Origin of the sequence: Aquimarina besae (assembly GCF_042434905.1) — a bacterium.
Taxonomy (GTDB): Bacteria; Bacteroidota; Bacteroidia; order Flavobacteriales; family Flavobacteriaceae; genus Aquimarina.
In genome coordinates, this window is record NZ_CP170199.1 from 3,080,297 (window position 1) to 3,097,389 (window position 17,093).

A 17,093-nucleotide genomic window follows, 5' to 3' on the forward strand; every position below is an offset into this window, starting at 1 on the left:
ATTCTTTTTTAATTACCACCTTCGGTAGCTTTTTTCATTCCGTCTTCGATCATATTATAGAATTGATCTAATTTAGGAAGAACTACGATTCTTGTACGTCTGTTTTTAGCTTTGTTGGCAGAAGTGTCATTATTTGCTACAGGAACATAATAACTTCTTCCGGCAGCAGTCATACGTTTAGGATCTACCTTAAAATCATTCTGTAAAATTCTCACCACTGCAGTAGCCCGTTTTACACTCAGATCCCAATTATCAATTAATACTTTATTACCTTTAATTGGATCATCATCAGTATGTCCTTCCACTAAGAATTCGATGTCTGGTTTATCATTTACTACCTTCGCTACTTTACCTAACACCTCTCTAGCTCTGGTAGAAACATTATAGCTACCACTTTTAAATAAAAGTTTATCAGAAATAGAAACATAAACTACTCCTTTTTCTACATTTACTTCGATGTCCTCGTCAGCAAGATTTCCTAAAGCTCCTTTCAAGCTAGTTACCAATGCTAGTGTTACAGAATCTTTTTTATTCAATGCATCATTCATTGTTTTGATCTGTAAATCTTTTTCTTTAATACTTTCTAAAGATCTCTCTAGGTTTTCTGCTTCCTTAGTTGATAAGGTAGCAAGGTTTCCAACATTGTTTAATAACGCTGAATTCTGATTCTTAAGATTATTTACCTGGTCTCTTAAAACCTTTAACTCAGAACTTTCACTTGCCTTTTCTTCGAGACAGCTATTTAACTTAACAGTTGCAGTATTTAATAAATCTTGGGTTTCTTTTTGTTTTGCTTCTAGGTCTGCAAATTTCTTCTGTGATACACAAGAAGATAATAATACAGCCATTGAAGCTCCGATAATCATTGCTTTTTTCATTAGAAAATGTGTTTTTAGTCTTATTCTGGTTATATAACTCAAAATTATTAAAATTGTGACGCAATGTCGTGTTGTTAACAATAATTTAATGAATATAACCCTACAAACGGTTAAATAGTTTTTTGTTTAAAATATAATACTGCCATACAACGGAAGAAACAGAATAATATTTCCTTGTGTCCCTTGATTTTTTTCGTTTTTTAATAAAAGTTGACAAATTTTTGTAAAAGCTGAAATGAGCTTTCAGAATTGCTAAACAATGTGATGGTTTTCTCTCAAAAATATATTTGATTGCTGCAATTCCATCCAGTAACATACGAACAAAGATTATAAACCAAATAGATACTCCAGAAGTATTTTTTACCATCATTAATAAGTTGTTTCTGAAATTAAGAAACGTCTTTCTGGGATTCACTGTCTCTAATGTCGCTCCGCCAAGATGATAGACTTCAGAAGCACCCACATATTTAATATTATAACCGTGATTTCGTATCCGCCAGCAAAGATCAATTTCTTCCTGATGCGCAAAAAAATCCTCATCCAACTTTCCAACTTCTTCAAAAACTGATTTCCGAATAAAGAGACAAGCTCCGCTTGCCCAAAAGATTTCCAAGGTGTCATTATACTGGCCTTTATCTTCTTCCAGTGTTTCAAAAATACGTCCTCGACAATAGGGATAGCCTAATTTATCTATAAAACCTCCTGCTGCACCGGCATATTCCAAGTAGTTCTTCCTTTTGTAATCAAGAATTTTAGGTTGTATAGCCGCAACTTTTTCTGATGCTTCAAAAGCTTTTATAATCGGAATAAGCCAGTTCTTAGTAACTTCAACATCACTATTCAGTAAACAATATACATCTGCATCAATTTTTGCCAAGGCATCATTATAACCCTTAGCATAACCGCCATTTACTTCATTTTGAATAATTGTCACTTCAGGAAAAGACGCTTTTATATAGGTCACAGAATCATCTGTTGAGGCATTATCTGCTATATAGATAATTGCTTCTTTAGAATATTCTATTACTGACGGAAGAAATTGCTCCAGTAATGAGCGTCCGTTCCAGTTTAATATGACTACAGCTATGTTCACTAATGCAAATAAATACCTTTAATTTAGAGTTTCAAAGCCTGGAAGACCCAAAGTTCTTAACTGGGATTATTAAACAACAACGTTTCTATCTATAATCTGGAATGTCTTCAAGAAAAGTATATCGTTTTTTGTTATAGTCCATTTGACAGAAATAATGATCTAATCCATTAGTAATCATAAGATATTCTGCATCCAATGCGAGGTTATAACGTGCAATTTGGTCAAAAACCTCCTGAGAGATTTTGACAGTGGGAGCTTTACATTCGACAATTAAAAAAATACTTCCGTCAGGATTAAATATGATGATGTCATACCTTTTGTTTGTATCGTTTAGCTTTACAAGTTTCTCTACATTCATAAGGCTTTCAGGATATTTTTTATCCTCAATTAGATAATGGGTAGTATGTTGTCTTACCCATTCCTCTGGAGTGAGAATGATGAATTTTTTGCGAATTCTGTCAAAAATAGAAACTTTATTTTCGCTACTTTTGAACCTGAACTGGTATGCCGGAAAGTTTAGGTTTTGCATAGCACAAATTTGATGATTTTTTCTGAATGGATGAAGTAAAACAGATCGTTAGCGATATAAAAAATGGAAATATAAAACCTATTTACTTTTTAATGGGTGAAGAACCGTACTATATCGATAAAATTTCAGAATTTATCGACAAGAACATCTTAGCCGAAGAAGAAAAGGGATTTAATCAAATGGTACTTTATGGTCGTGATGTAAGCATCGAAGATATTGTTTCTAATGCAAAGCGATATCCTATGATGGCCGAACGACAAGTGGTCATTGTAAAAGAAGCACAGGATTTGTCCAGAACGATCGAGAAGTTAGCGGATTATGCTGAAAATCCCCAACCCACCACCGTTTTGGTACTATGCTACAAGTATAAAAAAATTGATAAACGTAAAAAACTCTATAAAACTGTTGCCAAAAGCGGAATTATTTACGAAAGTAAAAAACTGTATGAAAATCAAGTCTCTGATTGGATTCGAAGAGTTTTGGCAGGTGCTACATACAGCATAGAACCAAAAGCTGCTCAGATGTTGGTAGAGTTTTTGGGTACAGATTTGAGTAAGATCAATAATGAATTAGAAAAACTGAAACTGATTATTCCGAAGGGAGAGCAAATCACAGCTCATAAGATTGAAGAGAATATTGGAATTAGCAAAGAGTTTAATAATTTTGAGCTACGTAAAGCAATAGGTATTCGAGATGTATTGAAGGCGCATAGGATTATCAATTATTTTGCACAGAATCCAAAAGACAATCCATTGGTTGTAACCATTTCTTTATTGTTTAGTTTTTTTTCGCAGGTATTGCAGTATCACGGACTTTCTGATAAATCAAAAAACAATGTTGCTAGTGTTCTTAGAATCAATCCTTATTTTGTGAGTGATTACGCTGATGCTGCTCGAAATTATCCCATGAAAAAAGTGAGCCAGATCATTGCTTTACTCAGAGAAGCAGACGTTAAAAGTAAAGGAGTAGGAGCAAGCAATCTTCCTCCTGGAGATATTCTGAAAGAACTTTTAGTTAAAATAATGGGATAAAATTTATTTAATACCACTAAAATCTATAAGCTACATTGAATGTCCCATAACCGTGATTTTCAGTTTTGTTTAGTATACCTGTAGACCACAGATAGATAAAATTAATAGAGAAACTACTTACAGAATAATAAAGTCCGCTGCTCAGATGCCAAGAGATATTGTTTAAATCATCTACACCATAGGCTTTATCATCAAACAAATTTCCTTGTATCGTGGCGTTATATGCGATAAAACGTGTTTCTATATTGAATTTAAAGAACAGTTCCGAATTTTTCTTTGGTAATAATAGTGAATTATGAAAACCACTGGAATTGGCAATACCTTCATATTTACCAATTCTAAAACCTGCTTGAGGTGCAGCTCTTATATATAAATTTCCTACATGCGCGGTTCCTACAAGATAAGTGTGAAACCATTTATTTTCGGGATTAAAATCATACGCAAAAGAACTTTTGAAGTTAACTATGAATTGATCCTCTAATTGGAACTGCCATCCATCATAAACAGGATCTCCGGTGATGTTTTCGTGAAACCACGTTTGTATTTCTCCGGCCTGAGAAGCGGGACCGATTACTCCTGCCAGTATTTCTGATTTTAAGAAAGATCTTTCGAAAGCGTAGGTAGCTCCCAAGGTTGTATACAATAATCCGGCGAATGGGCGATCAAAATCATCTCTATCTTCAACTTCGGGAGTCATGGCAAACTCTCTTACCTCTGCCGGAGTGTATCCTTCAAGTTTTATACCTAGAGAATAAAAAACATCCTTCTTATTTTTGAACAAATTTTGTAGGCCCAAAAATTTTTCAGTTTTAAACGAATACTCTAAACCCATTCCGTAGGAATAATACCTGTCAGAATCTCTGAATACCGCAAAGATGTCATTGTCGACAATAACTTTTATTTCAGAGTTAAAAGTTTCTTCTTGTGCGGTGCTGTTTTGAGCATAAATAATAGATAAAAAAGTGAAAAAAAGTAAAAAAGTGGTGTTCGTATTCATATAAGGTAAATGTGTAATTTTAATTCAAAAGTAAAAATCTTTCATTTTGGATGTTTGTCATTTTACTAATAATGATATCGTATTTGATTTAAAAAGCCCCGATAAGTTTGTAATAGGTGCTTTATGATTAATCTATAACATGTCTTGTTTGTATCTATATTTGCTTCATTATAATTTAGGTTCGTTATCCCCTTTATAAAAATTCTTGTTCCGTTTGGTAATATTTAGTCACTAATTTACCATCTTTTTCATACTATTTTACGGAATAGGTAAAAATGAAAAATCCTTGACTTCAGTCATCACAAAAGAACTCTGTACTTTAGAAATATTTTCTAATGACGCTAGCTTATTAGAAAGAAAATGCTGATAACGTTCCATATCTTCAGCATAAATCTTTATTAAATAATCAAACATTCCTGCCACGTGATAACATTCTACGACTTCAGGAAACTGCTGAATGTCTTTTTCAAATTTTTTGAGGTAATCTGTTTGATGTAAATTCAGGGTTACATTACAAAACACCATAAGTTGCAATCCTGCTTTCTTTCTATCAACAATTGCTTTGTAGGATTTTATATATCCTTCTCGTTCCAGTTTCTTAACCCTTTCAAAAATTGGCGTGGTAGTTAAGCTTAATCGTTCTGCAATCTCCTTGATGGTTATTTTGCCATCTTTTTGTAATAAATTAAGGATGGAGCGATCTATTTTATCCATAATATTTTTCTCTTTTTTTTTCGTTAATCTATCAAAAATAGAATAATATTCTTTTTAAAATATATTATTATAATTTTAATTCTGAATTTATGTAAAAATATGGTTTTTAATTCTTTTTAGAATAATTTTATTGTTTACGAAACGGTAGTGTTTTCTCAGGAAAGAGGAAACTAAATTTCGATTATTACAAACTATACAATAGCTAACTTATGAAAGATCACAATTTTAATCCGGAAAGTTTAATGATGACTTATGGTTACAAACCAGAATTGTCTGAAGGAGCGATCAAATGTCCTATATTCCAAACATCTACATTTGTTTTTAAAACTGCAGAAGAAGGGAAAGCTTTTTTTGAGTTGGCCTATGGCTTACGAGAGAAGTCAGAAAAAGAAGAGCTGGGCTTAATATATAGTAGAATTAATAACCCTAATCTAGAAATATTAGAAAACAGATTATGTCTTTGGGATAAAGCAGATGATTGTGCAGTATTTGAGAGTGGTATGTCTGCTATTAGTACAGTTTTATTAGAATTCTTAAAACCCGGTGATTTATTGGTATATAGTAATCCTGTTTATGGAGGAACAGATCATTTTATTCATCATTTTTTAGATAAAATAGGAGTAAATACTATAGGAGTGATGCCTAACCAGAGTATGGAAGAAGTAGAGGAAATGATAGAGGCTTCTGGTAAAGCGGATAAACTGGCTATGATTTATCTGGAAACTCCTGCTAATCCAACAAATGATATTGTTGACATAGAAAAGTTTAGTCAGATTGCTGCTAGATATAGTACAGAAGAAAGAAAAACCTTAGTAGCTGTTGATAATACCTATATGGGGCCGTTATGGCAACATCCATTACAATGTGGAGCAGACCTTGTGTTATATTCTGCTACAAAATATATAGGAGGTCATAGTGATTTAATAGCAGGAGCCGTATTGGGAAACAAAGAATTAATGATTCGTGTAAAAACTCTTAGAACATTTCTGGGTAATATGGTAAGTCCGCACACAGCGTGGCTTATGCTAAGAAGTTTAGAAACTCTTAAGGTACGTATGGACCAACAGACACAGAATGCTCAAGTCGTTGCCGATTACTTAAATCAACACCCTAAAGTTGAAAAAGTATATTATTTGGGATTATTGGAAGAAGGGACTGAAGCGCACACGATCTATAGGAAACAATGTTCTGCTCCGGGAGCGATGGTTTCTTTTGATATTGTTGGTGGTGAAAAAGAAGCTTTTATGTTTCTTAATAGCCTGAAATTAATGAAACTGGCAGTAAGTTTAGGAAGTACAGAAAGTTTATCAGAACACCCAAAAACAATGACGCACGCCGGGGTAGATGAATCACAGAGACAACAAATGAATATTACCGATCAATTGGTTCGATTATCAATTGGAGTAGAAAGTGCGAAGGATTTGATTTGGGATTTGGAGCAGGCGTTAGAGAAAGTTAACGTTCTTAAAGAAGAAACTTGTTTATCATAGCAAACTCGATGAACATCAAGCATAAATTAAAAGGCAGTGTAATTAATTTTACACTGCCTTTTAATTTATAGAAAATTGCAACTATTTTTTGATGACTATCTTATCAAATGATGTATTATTATGTATGATTCTAAAAAAATAACTTCCAGAATTTAAGTTGTTTAAATCTATGTTGACTAGGCTTTCTTGGGTATTTAATTCCATAACAAGTCTGCCCGTAAAATCATAGATTTTAATTTTTGTCTTATGGTTTTCAAAACTCTTAGGTATTTTAACTTTTAAACTAGAATCAGTTGGATTTGGAAATAATTGAATCTTTGGTACGATATGATCTTCTATACTTAATGTCTCTGATTCTAAAAACTCAAAACTATATTCGCGATTTTCACTGCTGGTATTCACACAATCCCATAATTGAAAGCGAGTACCATCTGCGCTGTTTCCACTTTTCAGATCCAGACATTTATTAGAAGTTTTGGCGATAATGTTGAATTTACAATTGTCTTTTTCTACTATTTGCCATTGTTGATTGTCATTACCAGAAAAAGTAGCTTCTTCAATGTGATCACCATTACTATTACCAGTGGTACTCATATAATTACCCGTGTTTATATTACTTATATAATAATATCCACTATCTGCATTTTCTAAGATCCATTTTCCAGTATCATTATCAGAGCAAGTTTGTTGAGTGATGTTATATCCGTTGCTCTCTGTGGCATTAATACATTTATCGTGTGTTGTTTTTATTTTATAAATATTTCTATTTTCAATAGCAGTGCTATCACAATTTAACACTTCATCACCACAATTATCTATTATATATTTTTCAAAATCTATTAAAGGCCACGCAGCTTTACACCAATTTGTAATTCTATTTAAAATACCGCAATGGACATTAAAGTTATCCCTAATTCTTGGAATAATATCATAAAATTTATCTGCATAATGATATAATAGCCTCTGATTACTTGGCGTCCCATTATGTTGAATTGTTATTAAATCATTGGTGGTTTTATTGGCGGAATCTAATTGATAATTCCCACCGTTTTCTGTCCTAGGCCAAGTACTTAGGTCGTATTTTTCAGCTTCATTAAGAAACTGAAGAAGCATAGCTTCTAATACATTGTCAGACAACCCGTCTTCGATATCATCTAATTGTTTTACAATGTCATAAGAAGGATTATGAAACTCTTGATTACTATTGCTACTTCCCATCATTTCCCATATTCCTTGATTGGATATTCTAAACCCTTCGTTTCCGGGTCCATTGTTTCCTGACCAAGTACGTATTTGATACATATGGTTTATGGCTGAAAACCTCCTAAGTGGTTCTGATATACCAGAGTAATATGCTGAGAATCCCATAAAAGGGGTGTGATAATTAAAATCAGTAGGCGTGGTTCCTCCTACAAAACCATTTCCTCCGTTGATTACAAATTGCAAGTTATACCAAGTTGTGGTTTCATAATGGCCTGTCTTTTGCTCTTGACCTGTATAATGTCTGCTATTGTCTGAAGTAAAATGAGCAGGTACTTCAAAAACTGAATACCATTTTACCGGCCATTGTCTGTCTAGAGGTTGATCTTCTTCTGCATTAGGAACTGTTTGAGGTGCTTTATCCTGTAGATTAAATTCATTAACCAATTCAAAATACTTTACAGCCTGAAGTCTAGCCATACTAGTTTTTGCCATTTCTAGATCAATACCATTTGTTAAGTGTTGATTCGCATTTCCTCCTTCAGACCTCCAGTGTTTTGTGTCTACCGCACCATGTTGGTAGAAATATCTAAAACCAGTTCTTCCGTCAAGTCCGACTCCTAAATAACGTAATTTCTGAGGTACGTTAAAACTTTCAATAGTATTAGGGTTATAGTTATTTATAAATTGGGCCCTTATAGCTTCATAGTTTTTTATAGGGTTCTTAGCATCTGGTAAGCTAGTATTCCACCATTCATTTTTAGTATAAGCATCTTTTGGATGCACTATAGGTAACCAATGTTTCCAATCGGGAAATTGTATCGAAAGTGGTAAAAGTGTGCGATCATCCATTTTATCTGAATCAAAAACACTTCTCACCCCAATCTTACTAGTTCCATTTGTAAAAATATATGGAGCCATATCTGAATCATTTTCCAGTACCCATTCTAATCCTGCTCCGGCTGCCCATTGTTCTATGGGACGGTCTTCTAAAATAGGACCTGGCTGATATGGAGGATTCCACGGTCTACCATACCTGCCTATATTAGCTTGAGTCGATAGGCTTCTGATATAAGCAGCGATGTCTTTTCCTTCTTGTTCTGTCAATCCGTGGAATTTAGAACGTTCAATGATGGATAGGTTAGAGTAACTAAACATCTCTAAATCTCTTCCATCTTGCGTGTGGCAATCTGTACATTTAGCTCTTATGGTTCTTCTGGCTGGGATCGTCTTTCCATACCAAAATCCTTCATTATTATTCAATGGGTAGTGGTTCCATAAATCTTTATTGAACCATAAATTTTCACCGTTTTGAATAGAGCTATTATCTGGTGCAGTCCAATTACTGGGATCCTCCTGTACAAAAAAGCTCTCTGGTAACAATTTATTATCGTTTGAATCGATCAAATTCATTTTGATCACACGATATCCGATGGAAACACCATCAGATGTATCAAACCTAAATCGTATAGTATTATTTCCTTCTTTTAATCCGCTTACCGGAATTGTTAGTCGTATGGTATTAAATCCTCCGTGAACCATTCCTCCGTAGGCTAATTCTTTAGGATGGACTTGCGTTGTACTATGATTCAGAGGTAGCCACGATGCATCATTAATCTTTATAGATCCTTTGTTTTGGTAACTTAGGTTGTTAATCATAAACCACATTTTAGTGGTGTTTGAAAACGTTTGATTGTCTATTGAAAAGGTACGCTCCACGATGATTCCTTCTTCACCAAGGACTTCTATCGGTATTTTTATCGTATTAATAGAACTTATAGGTATATAGGTAGTATCTGATTTATTTTGTTTGATGGGGTTGATCACAAGAAATAATAGAGCAGATAAAAGGAGTGTAGGAGTAATGAAGGTTTTCATCAGTTGATAGTTTTGGGATGACGAATTTACACATATTTATGTTTTTACACAATTTTTGCAAAGTTTGGGCAATATAATCCACATTATAGAAGTCTTAAAAGAATCATTCTTTTTAGTAATGTTATAACGTATTCATACCCAACGAAGAAAACAAAATAAAAATTTTAAGATAATAGGAACTTCATTTGTGTAATTATGATTCTTTTTTTTAATATAAAACACTAAAAATCAATATTTTATTCTTTTAGGGGGTATCTCACTATGCATTTCGGGTGTTTTCCCCCATTGTGCGATAGGTATTCCTGAAGTATATTTGTATCAGAGATTTAAAAAACATTTATTAACCATTTTTACACACAGAATATTATGAATTTACCAGGCATCAACTTTCGTTTTATTTTAGAATTTTTAAGAGAACTTCCTAAGGCTAGTAGTCACGCTATTCATAGATAAGAATAAGTAAGGAAATATGGGGATTTATATATTTCATTTGATATTCTAAACAATAATTAATAAAAAATAAGAGTCTATTCAACAATTTTACACAACGATATTATGAAATCATTTCGCATTAACTTCAAATTTATAAGAGAATTTTTAAGAGAACTTCCAAGTGCTTGCAGTCACGCGATACACAGATAGGATGCAATTGTAAATTGGAAGATACAATTTATTAGAATTAATGGGGAAATTCTAATAGTTAGTTATTATAGTGGGGACAAAAAACCAGATGCACACGCATCTGGTTTTTTTATGAAATTTTTTTATAGTAGTATATTACTTCTTCTGTATTTTAACGGTAGTGTTTTCAATATTAAGGAAGTACATAGTATTTGAGACTAATGTTGAAACATCTATTTTATTTTTATTTTGTGATACATATCCTTTAGAAACAAGTTTCCCGTCAATGGAAAATAGAGCGTACATTTTAGGTTCTTGAGTTTTAAGATGGATAGTAATTTCTGAGTTTACTGGATTTGGGTACACACCAACTAGGATATCATTTTCTCCGATTTCTTCAACAGAAAGTGTGGTTATTAGACCATTAATATCGTACTTTGAAAAGAATTCCCATATTAAAGCTGATGCATCTATATCATAATTTGTTCCCGAAGAATTAAAAGCTGTACCTGGCCATTTGTGCCCTCCGTTAATAACCTTATAATGTTCAACTCTGGCACCATTATCTCCATTCTTAAATACTTGATATTCTACTGTAGATCCATCATTGGGAGCTATATCTTCGATATTTGTTATCTCAGGAACACTATCGCAATTATTAAAATTGGCCCAATAATCAATAACATCTGGTGTAGATTCTATCCAATTAGCGCCTTGATAAGGTACTGTTGTATCCGCGGTACCGTGAATTTCCATAATCGGCATTTGATGTATTGGATTACAGTTATTGGGTTGGTTTTTGTTCATAGTTCCTGTCACAGATGCTACAGCTGCGATGCGATCGCTAAGCTCACACGCGAGTTTATAGCTCATAAACCCTCCATTAGACATTCCTGTGCTATAAATTCTGTTTGCATCAATAGAATAATTTGATGAGATTTCATCAATCAAAGCTTCTGTAAATCCAACATCATCGATGTTACTGGTTCCCCATCCTACATTAAAATGAGTATTCCCAACATTGTCTACGGTACCCATTGGATGTGCTATCAAAAAACCTTCTCTATCTGAGATAGATCTGAAATCTCCATAAAACATCTGATCATTTGCATTAGAAGTGTAACCATGAAAATTAAATACTAATGGGACATTAGTATCTGGAGAATATGATGCAGGAACATATAAAATATAAGTACGCGTTATGCCATCGTGTTGTAATGTTCCATTAATGGTTTGTTGGGCAGTTCCGGTAGTAGAAAAAATTACTAGGAGTAAGGCTCCGATATATGAAGTTTTTAAAAAACTATTTTTTCTTAAGCTAAAGTTGGTCATTATGATTGAGTTTGTGCGAATTTAAATGTGCAAGTTAGATTATTTTGTGAACAAGAAATATTTTTAGATAGTTAGTGTAATGTTAAAATTCCTTAACAAAAACTGAAAGTATGATATGAGCAATAATATATATGAAAAAGCCAGATGAATAAACACCTGGCCTCGGTAACGTGTATAAGAAGTTTCATCTATTTAAGCGCACCTACCATATCCGCTGGTTTTACCCATTGATCAAATTCTTCTTCGGTAACGTAGCCTAATGCCACTGCCTCTTGTTTGAGAGTTGTACCATTTTGGTGGGCTGTGTTTGCTATTTCTGCAGCTTTATAATAGCCAATTTTGGTATTAAGAGCTGTGACTAACATCAATGAATTATTAAGCAATTCTGTTATTCTTGCACGATTTGGTTCAATACCTTGCGCACAATGTTCGTCAAAAGAGACACAAGCATCTCCAATAAGCTGAGCACTTTGCAATAAATTGGCTGCCATTACTGGTTTAAAGACATTCAGTTCAAAATGACCTTGCATTCCGCCTACGCCAATGGCTACATCGTTACCCATCACCTGTGCACAAACCATTGTTAGCGCTTCACATTGAGTTGGGTTTACTTTTCCGGGCATAATTGAGCTCCCAGGTTCATTAGCAGGAATAATTAACTCGCCAATTCCACTTCTTGGACCAGAGGCTAGCATTCTGATATCGTTTCCTATTTTGTTAAGTGATACTGCGATCTGTTTTAAAGCACCGTGTGTTTCTACAAATGCATCATGAGCAGCTAATGCTTCAAATTTGTTTTCTGCCGTTATAAATGGTAACCCTGTAAATTGAGCTATAAATTCTGAAACTCTTTTTGCGTACCCTTTAGGTGTATTTAATCCTGTACCTACAGCAGTTCCACCTAATGCAAGTTCTGCTAAATGAGGTAGGGTGTTTTCTAATGCCTTAAGACCGTGATCTAATTGTGATACATAACCAGATAATTCTTGTCCTATTGTAAGAGGGGTAGCATCCATAAAATGGGTACGTCCTATTTTCACAACATCCTTAAATGTTTCTGATTTCTTTTTAAGCGTATCTCTTAATTGTTTGATGCCCGGGATCGTTACTTTCAAAATTTTCTTATATGCAGCAATATGCATTCCTGTAGGAAAAGTATCGTTAGAGGATTGAGATTTGTTGACATCATCATTAGGCTGAATGGTTTTTTCACCTTCTCCAATAGTTTTTCCCGCTAATTGATGAGCACGATTCGCAATAACCTCATTTACGTTCATATTGCTTTGTGTACCAGATCCCGTTTGCCATATCACCAGCGGAAATTGATCATCGTGTTTTCCTTCCAAAATTTCATCACATACTTGTGCGATAAGGTCTCTCTTCTCTATAGGTAATACACCAAGTTCACAGTTTGTAAAAGCAGCCGCTTTTTTGAGATATGCAAAACCATATACTATTTCTAAAGGCATCGATGCAGGTGCGCCAATTTTAAAGTTGTTTCTGGAACGCTCTGTCTGGGCACCCCAAAGTTTATCAGCAGGGACTTTTACCTCGCCCATTGTATCTTTTTCTATTCTATATTCCATAGTGGTGATGATTTGTTTTAAGAAGCGCAAATTTAAGAATTTGTAAAGCTATTTCTCTATAAAGAATGTACTTTTTAAAAGGTAATACTCTTAAAAATTTAGTTTTTAAAATAAATCTTATTTATACTATGAGATAAAGTGAAGAGTTATTATCTTTGGCAAAAATTGAAATTAGATTACTATTATGTTCGAATTTGATCAATACCTTGGTTTTTTAGCATTCTTAACGATCCTTACTATAGGATTTTGGTTGATGATATTTTTATTAACCTTTGTAGTACCTTACTGGATATTTGGTGCTACTATAGAAAATTTTAAATTAAAACAAGAAGCCAAACGTAAGGCAAGAGAAGAAGCATAAGTATTATATTAGTTATATATTACAAAAAGGGAGTTGATGCATCAACTCCCTTTTTTGTTTCTAAGATTAGTCAGGTAAATGTATTGTGCAGTATTTTTTTAACCTTCAAATTCTTCCTCACCACCATTGAAGTTACCTCTTGATCTTTGTCGTTTCTTTTTCTGATTAAATCTATATGTAAAAGATAATGTAAAAATTCGCTCCCTCCACTGAAACTCACCGTCCGTAATAAAAGTTTCTGTTGTAGATACGCTTTGACGTTTTCTACTGTTAAAAAGATCACTTACATTAAAAGTTAAAGAAGCTTTTTCTTTAAAAAGATCTTTGCTAAAAGCTAAGTTAACACTTAGGATTCCTTCTCTTTTAGTTTGAGCATCTTCACTAGGTCCTGCATAGAATGCGGTAGTTTGCCAATCAATTTTTGCGGGTAGGGTAATTTTATTATTAAGTCTGGCAAACCAACTAAAGTTTTCTGCATCAAAATTTTGACCGTTGAAATCGCCCGTGATATTATTTTGAAAAGCATTGAAATTACCATTAATTCTCCATTTTTTAGTAGGATTGTAGGTAAGCGTAAATTCAAACCCAAACCGATCCGAATTAGATAAGTTTATAGGTCTTCTTCGAATAACAGGAACTAGGGTTCCATCACCAATAACTGCCGTATCTCCCGTGTCTTCTGCTATAAAATTAAATATTTGCGAAGAACGGTTGTAATAGATGGATGAATTTAATGTTAACTTTCCCATTCTATTGAGATATCCAAAATCAAATACATTAGAATAGCTGGGATTTAAATCAGAATTACCCTGAAAAATATTGGTAGCACTGGATCTGGAAGGAAACGGATTAATAAAACGAGAGCGCGGTCTTTGGATTCTTCGATTATAACCAAGAGTTAACGTCTGTTTTTCAGTTAGTTTGTATCCTAGATTTATGGTAGGAAATAAATCCGTGTATATCTTTTTGTCAAAATCACCACTGGTTTTTTGATCAATCGTAATTCTGGTGCTTTCCACTCGGAGTCCCAACAAATAAGAAAATTTTCCTATTTTACTTCCATATTGAGTGTATGCTGCATTTACTTGTTCTTTAAACAAAAGGTTGTTAGATAATCTTGTATCAGTTACAATCGTTCCATTATTATCAAACTGAACTAAGAAATCTGTATCTAATTCGTTAAAATTCCCTCTGTATCCAAGCTCAAACTGACTTTTATCACCAATGGGGAGCACATAGTCTGCCTGCAGAAGAATACGATTTTGTTGTTCTGTAGTGTTTACCAATTCAATGGTAGAGATATTTTCCTGAGTGATTCTGGAATCTTCAATTTCCTCGCTATTTTCAACCTGAAAATCAAAAGTTAACTTATGGCCACTATCATTAAAATCTTTGTTATAATTGATGGAATATTGTTTAGTGATATCATCCTCAATCTCAGGATCTAAGCGCAGGTTGCTACTTAAAATGTTTCCGTTTTCGTCGGGTTCTGTAATGAGATTGGTTGTGTTTCTTTCATTATCACTAGAACGGTATAAAAAAGAACCTGTTAATGAAGAACTATCATTAATATACCATTCTACACCAACATTTGTATTGATCCCGTTCCGTACTCTATCGAAAATTCTTTTTTCATTTAGGAAAGTGTCCGGGTTGTCAATTTGAGTATCTGGATCAATATTGAAAAAACGAGTTTCAGATAAAGAATTTCCTGGCACTTCTCGATAATTATATCCCGATGTGGTGAAAAAATTCAGATCTCCTGTTCTGTAATTTAAATTTCCTGAGATACCAGCCTGCAACGGATATCCTGTATTGAAGGTCAATGCACCATTGAGTCCTTGTAATTTGCTTCTGCGTAATATGATATTAAGAATTCCTGCAGTCCCTTCAGCATCGTATCTGGCGGACGGAGAGGTAATTACTTCTACTCGTTCAATTGATTCTGCAGGTAACTGTCTTAAAGCATCTGTGCTATTTAATCCAACCAAACCAGAAGGTTTTCCGTTGATTAGTATTCTAACATTATCATTTCCCCTTAGGGCAACATTTCCTTCAACATCTACAGAAACTGACGGCACATTGTCCAACACATCGCTTACAGTACCACCACTTACCGTCAAGTCCTTTCCTACATTGTATATTTTTTTATCAAGCTTTATTTCTACCGTAGTTTTTTCGGCAATTACAACAACGTCGTCTAGAGATTCTGTGTCCAAAACCAGACCAATAGTTCCAAGACTCGTGTTTTTAAATAGTTTTTGCTGAGGAATTATCTTTTTTTTAAAGGAAATATACTCAAAGGAAACTGTGTATACTCCTGATGGAACTTTGATACTAAAATTACCATCAGATGCCGTGATTCCGCCGGTTAAAACTTTGTTGTCTTTTGGATTTATAAATGCAACTGTTGCATATTCTAATGGTTCCTGTGTTTCTTTATCGATAATTTTACCAGTTATTTTCACTTCCTTTTGTTGCGCAAAAGATGAAATACCAATAAAGTAGATGAATAAAAAAAAAATAATTTTTTTCATGTTTTTCTGAAAGTTTGTGTTCAAAAATAGGATTCGGTTAGTAGCATTGTGGTTAAAGCGTTGTTAAATAATGCACTGTATTTGTTTTTAGATAGTTACGGTTGAAAAGTGTTTTGTTAATTTAACAAAACGTCAATGACATCTATAATTCTTTAAGATTTGAAAGAATTTAGTTACAACAAAGACACAATAATTATAGTGTAAATTACGTTTGCGTTTTTTAGTTTTGCAGCTGTTTTTTGCGGAAAAATTATGTAATTAAAATATCACAAAATAAGATTTATGGAAAAACTTCTAATTAATAAGTATTTATTAGTCGTATTTGTTCTTTTTTCTTCAATTTCAATCTACGGACAGAGTCATAAAACTGCTTTGTCATTAACAGGAGGTTATGTTGATGGAGGTTTTGGAGGATTGGTAACTCTTGATTATAAGGTAAATGAATTCGATTATTTACAATTTAATGTTCAGGCTAATTTCACGAATTTGGACTATAAAAATGTAGATGTACCTGTAAATCTCTATGCTTTTAATGCTGGTTTCTTTTTTGATGTACTTAGAAATAACAAAAGAACTTTTGCTCTCGCTTTAGGAGCCGGAGGAACCGTTGGGTATGAAAGTGTAAATAATGGTGACGAGATTCTTGAAAATAATTTACTATTGGATTTTGACCCAAATACAGTTGTTTTCGGAGCTTATGCCGGATTAGATGCAGATATTTTTCTGATACCCACCATAGCTATAAATATTAAAGCACAGGAAACATATCACTTTAATAGTGAAATCGGAGAGTTTTCACCTTACTTTGGACTCGGTGTTAAATTAATTTTAAAATAAAGTTTTGTA

Annotated in this window: 13 protein-coding genes; 4 read left to right on the forward strand and 9 right to left on the reverse strand. The window is 33.5% G+C overall.

Annotated elements, in window-relative coordinates; genetic code table 11:
* Positions 1 to 8 precede the first annotated feature (8 nt).
* The 3 genes from ACE94K_RS13495 to ACE94K_RS13505 form a co-directional block, all read right to left on the reverse strand.
* Entirely contained in the window at positions 9 to 878 is an 870-nt protein-coding gene (locus tag ACE94K_RS13495; protein ID WP_378173115.1) for a flagellar motor protein MotB, read from the reverse strand.
* 100 nt (positions 879 to 978) lie between these two features.
* Positions 979 to 1,971 (reverse strand): glycosyltransferase family 2 protein, encoded by a 993-nt coding sequence (locus ACE94K_RS13500; protein WP_378173117.1) that lies wholly within the window; start codon positions 1,969 to 1,971, stop codon positions 979 to 981.
* 85 nt (positions 1,972 to 2,056) lie between these two features.
* The gene (locus ACE94K_RS13505; protein WP_378173120.1) at positions 2,057 to 2,500 is read right to left on the reverse strand and encodes a type I restriction enzyme HsdR N-terminal domain-containing protein; all 444 of its coding nucleotides are present in this window, start codon (positions 2,498 to 2,500) and stop codon (positions 2,057 to 2,059) included.
* A 26-nt stretch (positions 2,501 to 2,526) separates the two neighbouring features.
* Here ACE94K_RS13505 and holA point away from each other — a divergent pair, with 26 nt between their 5' ends.
* Positions 2,527 to 3,531, forward strand: coding sequence for a DNA polymerase III subunit delta (gene holA / locus ACE94K_RS13510; protein ID WP_378173123.1), 1,005 nt, complete (start codon positions 2,527 to 2,529; stop codon positions 3,529 to 3,531).
* Between the two features lie 16 nt (positions 3,532 to 3,547).
* Here the strand turns inward: holA and ACE94K_RS13515 are convergent, their stop codons facing one another.
* Together ACE94K_RS13515 and ACE94K_RS13520 are read right to left on the reverse strand one after the other, a co-directional pair.
* On the reverse strand, positions 3,548 to 4,528 hold the full coding sequence (locus ACE94K_RS13515) for a lipid A-modifier LpxR family protein (protein ID WP_378173125.1): 981 nt from the start codon (positions 4,526 to 4,528) through the stop codon (positions 3,548 to 3,550).
* A gap of 258 nt (positions 4,529 to 4,786) precedes the next feature.
* Positions 4,787 to 5,242, reverse strand: coding sequence for an Lrp/AsnC family transcriptional regulator (locus ACE94K_RS13520; RefSeq protein ID WP_378173128.1), 456 nt, complete (start codon positions 5,240 to 5,242; stop codon positions 4,787 to 4,789).
* Positions 5,243 to 5,451: 209 nt separating this feature from the next.
* Between ACE94K_RS13520 and ACE94K_RS13525 the strand changes: the two genes are divergently transcribed.
* Positions 5,452 to 6,732: a cystathionine gamma-synthase family protein gene (locus ACE94K_RS13525; RefSeq protein WP_378173131.1), complete on the forward strand. Its 1,281-nt coding sequence runs from the start codon at positions 5,452 to 5,454 to the stop codon at positions 6,730 to 6,732.
* 81 nt (positions 6,733 to 6,813) lie between these two features.
* On the opposite strand, the gene ACE94K_RS13530 is transcribed toward ACE94K_RS13525, so the two are convergent.
* From ACE94K_RS13530 to fumC, 3 genes are all read right to left on the reverse strand, one after another.
* Positions 6,814 to 9,810, reverse strand: coding sequence for an RICIN domain-containing protein (locus ACE94K_RS13530; protein ID WP_378173133.1), 2,997 nt, complete (start codon positions 9,808 to 9,810; stop codon positions 6,814 to 6,816).
* Between the two features lie 777 nt (positions 9,811 to 10,587).
* Positions 10,588 to 11,763 carry a T9SS type A sorting domain-containing protein gene (locus ACE94K_RS13535; protein WP_378173136.1) on the reverse strand — a complete coding sequence of 392 codons (1,176 nt, stop codon included), beginning with the start codon at positions 11,761 to 11,763 and terminating at the stop codon, positions 10,588 to 10,590.
* Between the two features lie 188 nt (positions 11,764 to 11,951).
* Positions 11,952 to 13,349, reverse strand: coding sequence for a class II fumarate hydratase (fumC, locus tag ACE94K_RS13540; protein ID WP_378173139.1), 1,398 nt, complete (start codon positions 13,347 to 13,349; stop codon positions 11,952 to 11,954).
* A 184-nt stretch (positions 13,350 to 13,533) separates the two neighbouring features.
* On the opposite strand from fumC, the gene ACE94K_RS13545 reads away from it, so the two are divergent.
* Positions 13,534 to 13,710 carry a hypothetical protein gene (locus ACE94K_RS13545; RefSeq protein WP_162897257.1) on the forward strand — a complete coding sequence of 59 codons (177 nt, stop codon included), beginning with the start codon at positions 13,534 to 13,536 and terminating at the stop codon, positions 13,708 to 13,710.
* A gap of 98 nt (positions 13,711 to 13,808) precedes the next feature.
* Here ACE94K_RS13545 and ACE94K_RS13550 read toward each other — a convergent pair whose 3' ends face one another.
* Complete coding sequence (locus tag ACE94K_RS13550; RefSeq protein ID WP_378173142.1) at positions 13,809 to 16,247, reverse strand: TonB-dependent receptor domain-containing protein; 2,439 nt, start codon at positions 16,245 to 16,247, stop codon at positions 13,809 to 13,811.
* A 282-nt stretch (positions 16,248 to 16,529) separates the two neighbouring features.
* Here ACE94K_RS13550 and ACE94K_RS13555 point away from each other — a divergent pair, with 282 nt between their 5' ends.
* Positions 16,530 to 17,084: a conjugal transfer protein TraO gene (locus ACE94K_RS13555; RefSeq protein WP_378173145.1), complete on the forward strand. Its 555-nt coding sequence runs from the start codon at positions 16,530 to 16,532 to the stop codon at positions 17,082 to 17,084.
* Positions 17,085 to 17,093 lie beyond the last annotated feature (9 nt).

Coding starts and splice junctions, on each gene's coding strand:
- holA (WP_378173123.1), top strand. CDS start 2,527: ATGGATGAAGTAAAACAGATCGTTAGCGATATAAAAAATGGAAATATA.
- ACE94K_RS13530 (WP_378173133.1), bottom strand. CDS start 9,810: ATGAAAACCTTCATTACTCCTACACTCCTTTTATCTGCTCTATTATTT.
- ACE94K_RS13550 (WP_378173142.1), bottom strand. CDS start 16,247: ATGAAAAAAATTATTTTTTTTTTATTCATCTACTTTATTGGTATTTCA.
- ACE94K_RS13515 (WP_378173125.1), bottom strand. CDS start 4,528: ATGAATACGAACACCACTTTTTTACTTTTTTTCACTTTTTTATCTATT.
- ACE94K_RS13535 (WP_378173136.1), bottom strand. CDS start 11,763: ATGACCAACTTTAGCTTAAGAAAAAATAGTTTTTTAAAAACTTCATAT.
- ACE94K_RS13520 (WP_378173128.1), bottom strand. CDS start 5,242: ATGGATAAAATAGATCGCTCCATCCTTAATTTATTACAAAAAGATGGC.
- fumC (WP_378173139.1), bottom strand. CDS start 13,349: ATGGAATATAGAATAGAAAAAGATACAATGGGCGAGGTAAAAGTCCCT.
- ACE94K_RS13545 (WP_162897257.1), top strand. CDS start 13,534: ATGTTCGAATTTGATCAATACCTTGGTTTTTTAGCATTCTTAACGATC.
- ACE94K_RS13505 (WP_378173120.1), bottom strand. CDS start 2,500: ATGCAAAACCTAAACTTTCCGGCATACCAGTTCAGGTTCAAAAGTAGC.
- ACE94K_RS13555 (WP_378173145.1), top strand. CDS start 16,530: ATGGAAAAACTTCTAATTAATAAGTATTTATTAGTCGTATTTGTTCTT.
- ACE94K_RS13495 (WP_378173115.1), bottom strand. CDS start 878: ATGAAAAAAGCAATGATTATCGGAGCTTCAATGGCTGTATTATTATCT.
- ACE94K_RS13525 (WP_378173131.1), top strand. CDS start 5,452: ATGAAAGATCACAATTTTAATCCGGAAAGTTTAATGATGACTTATGGT.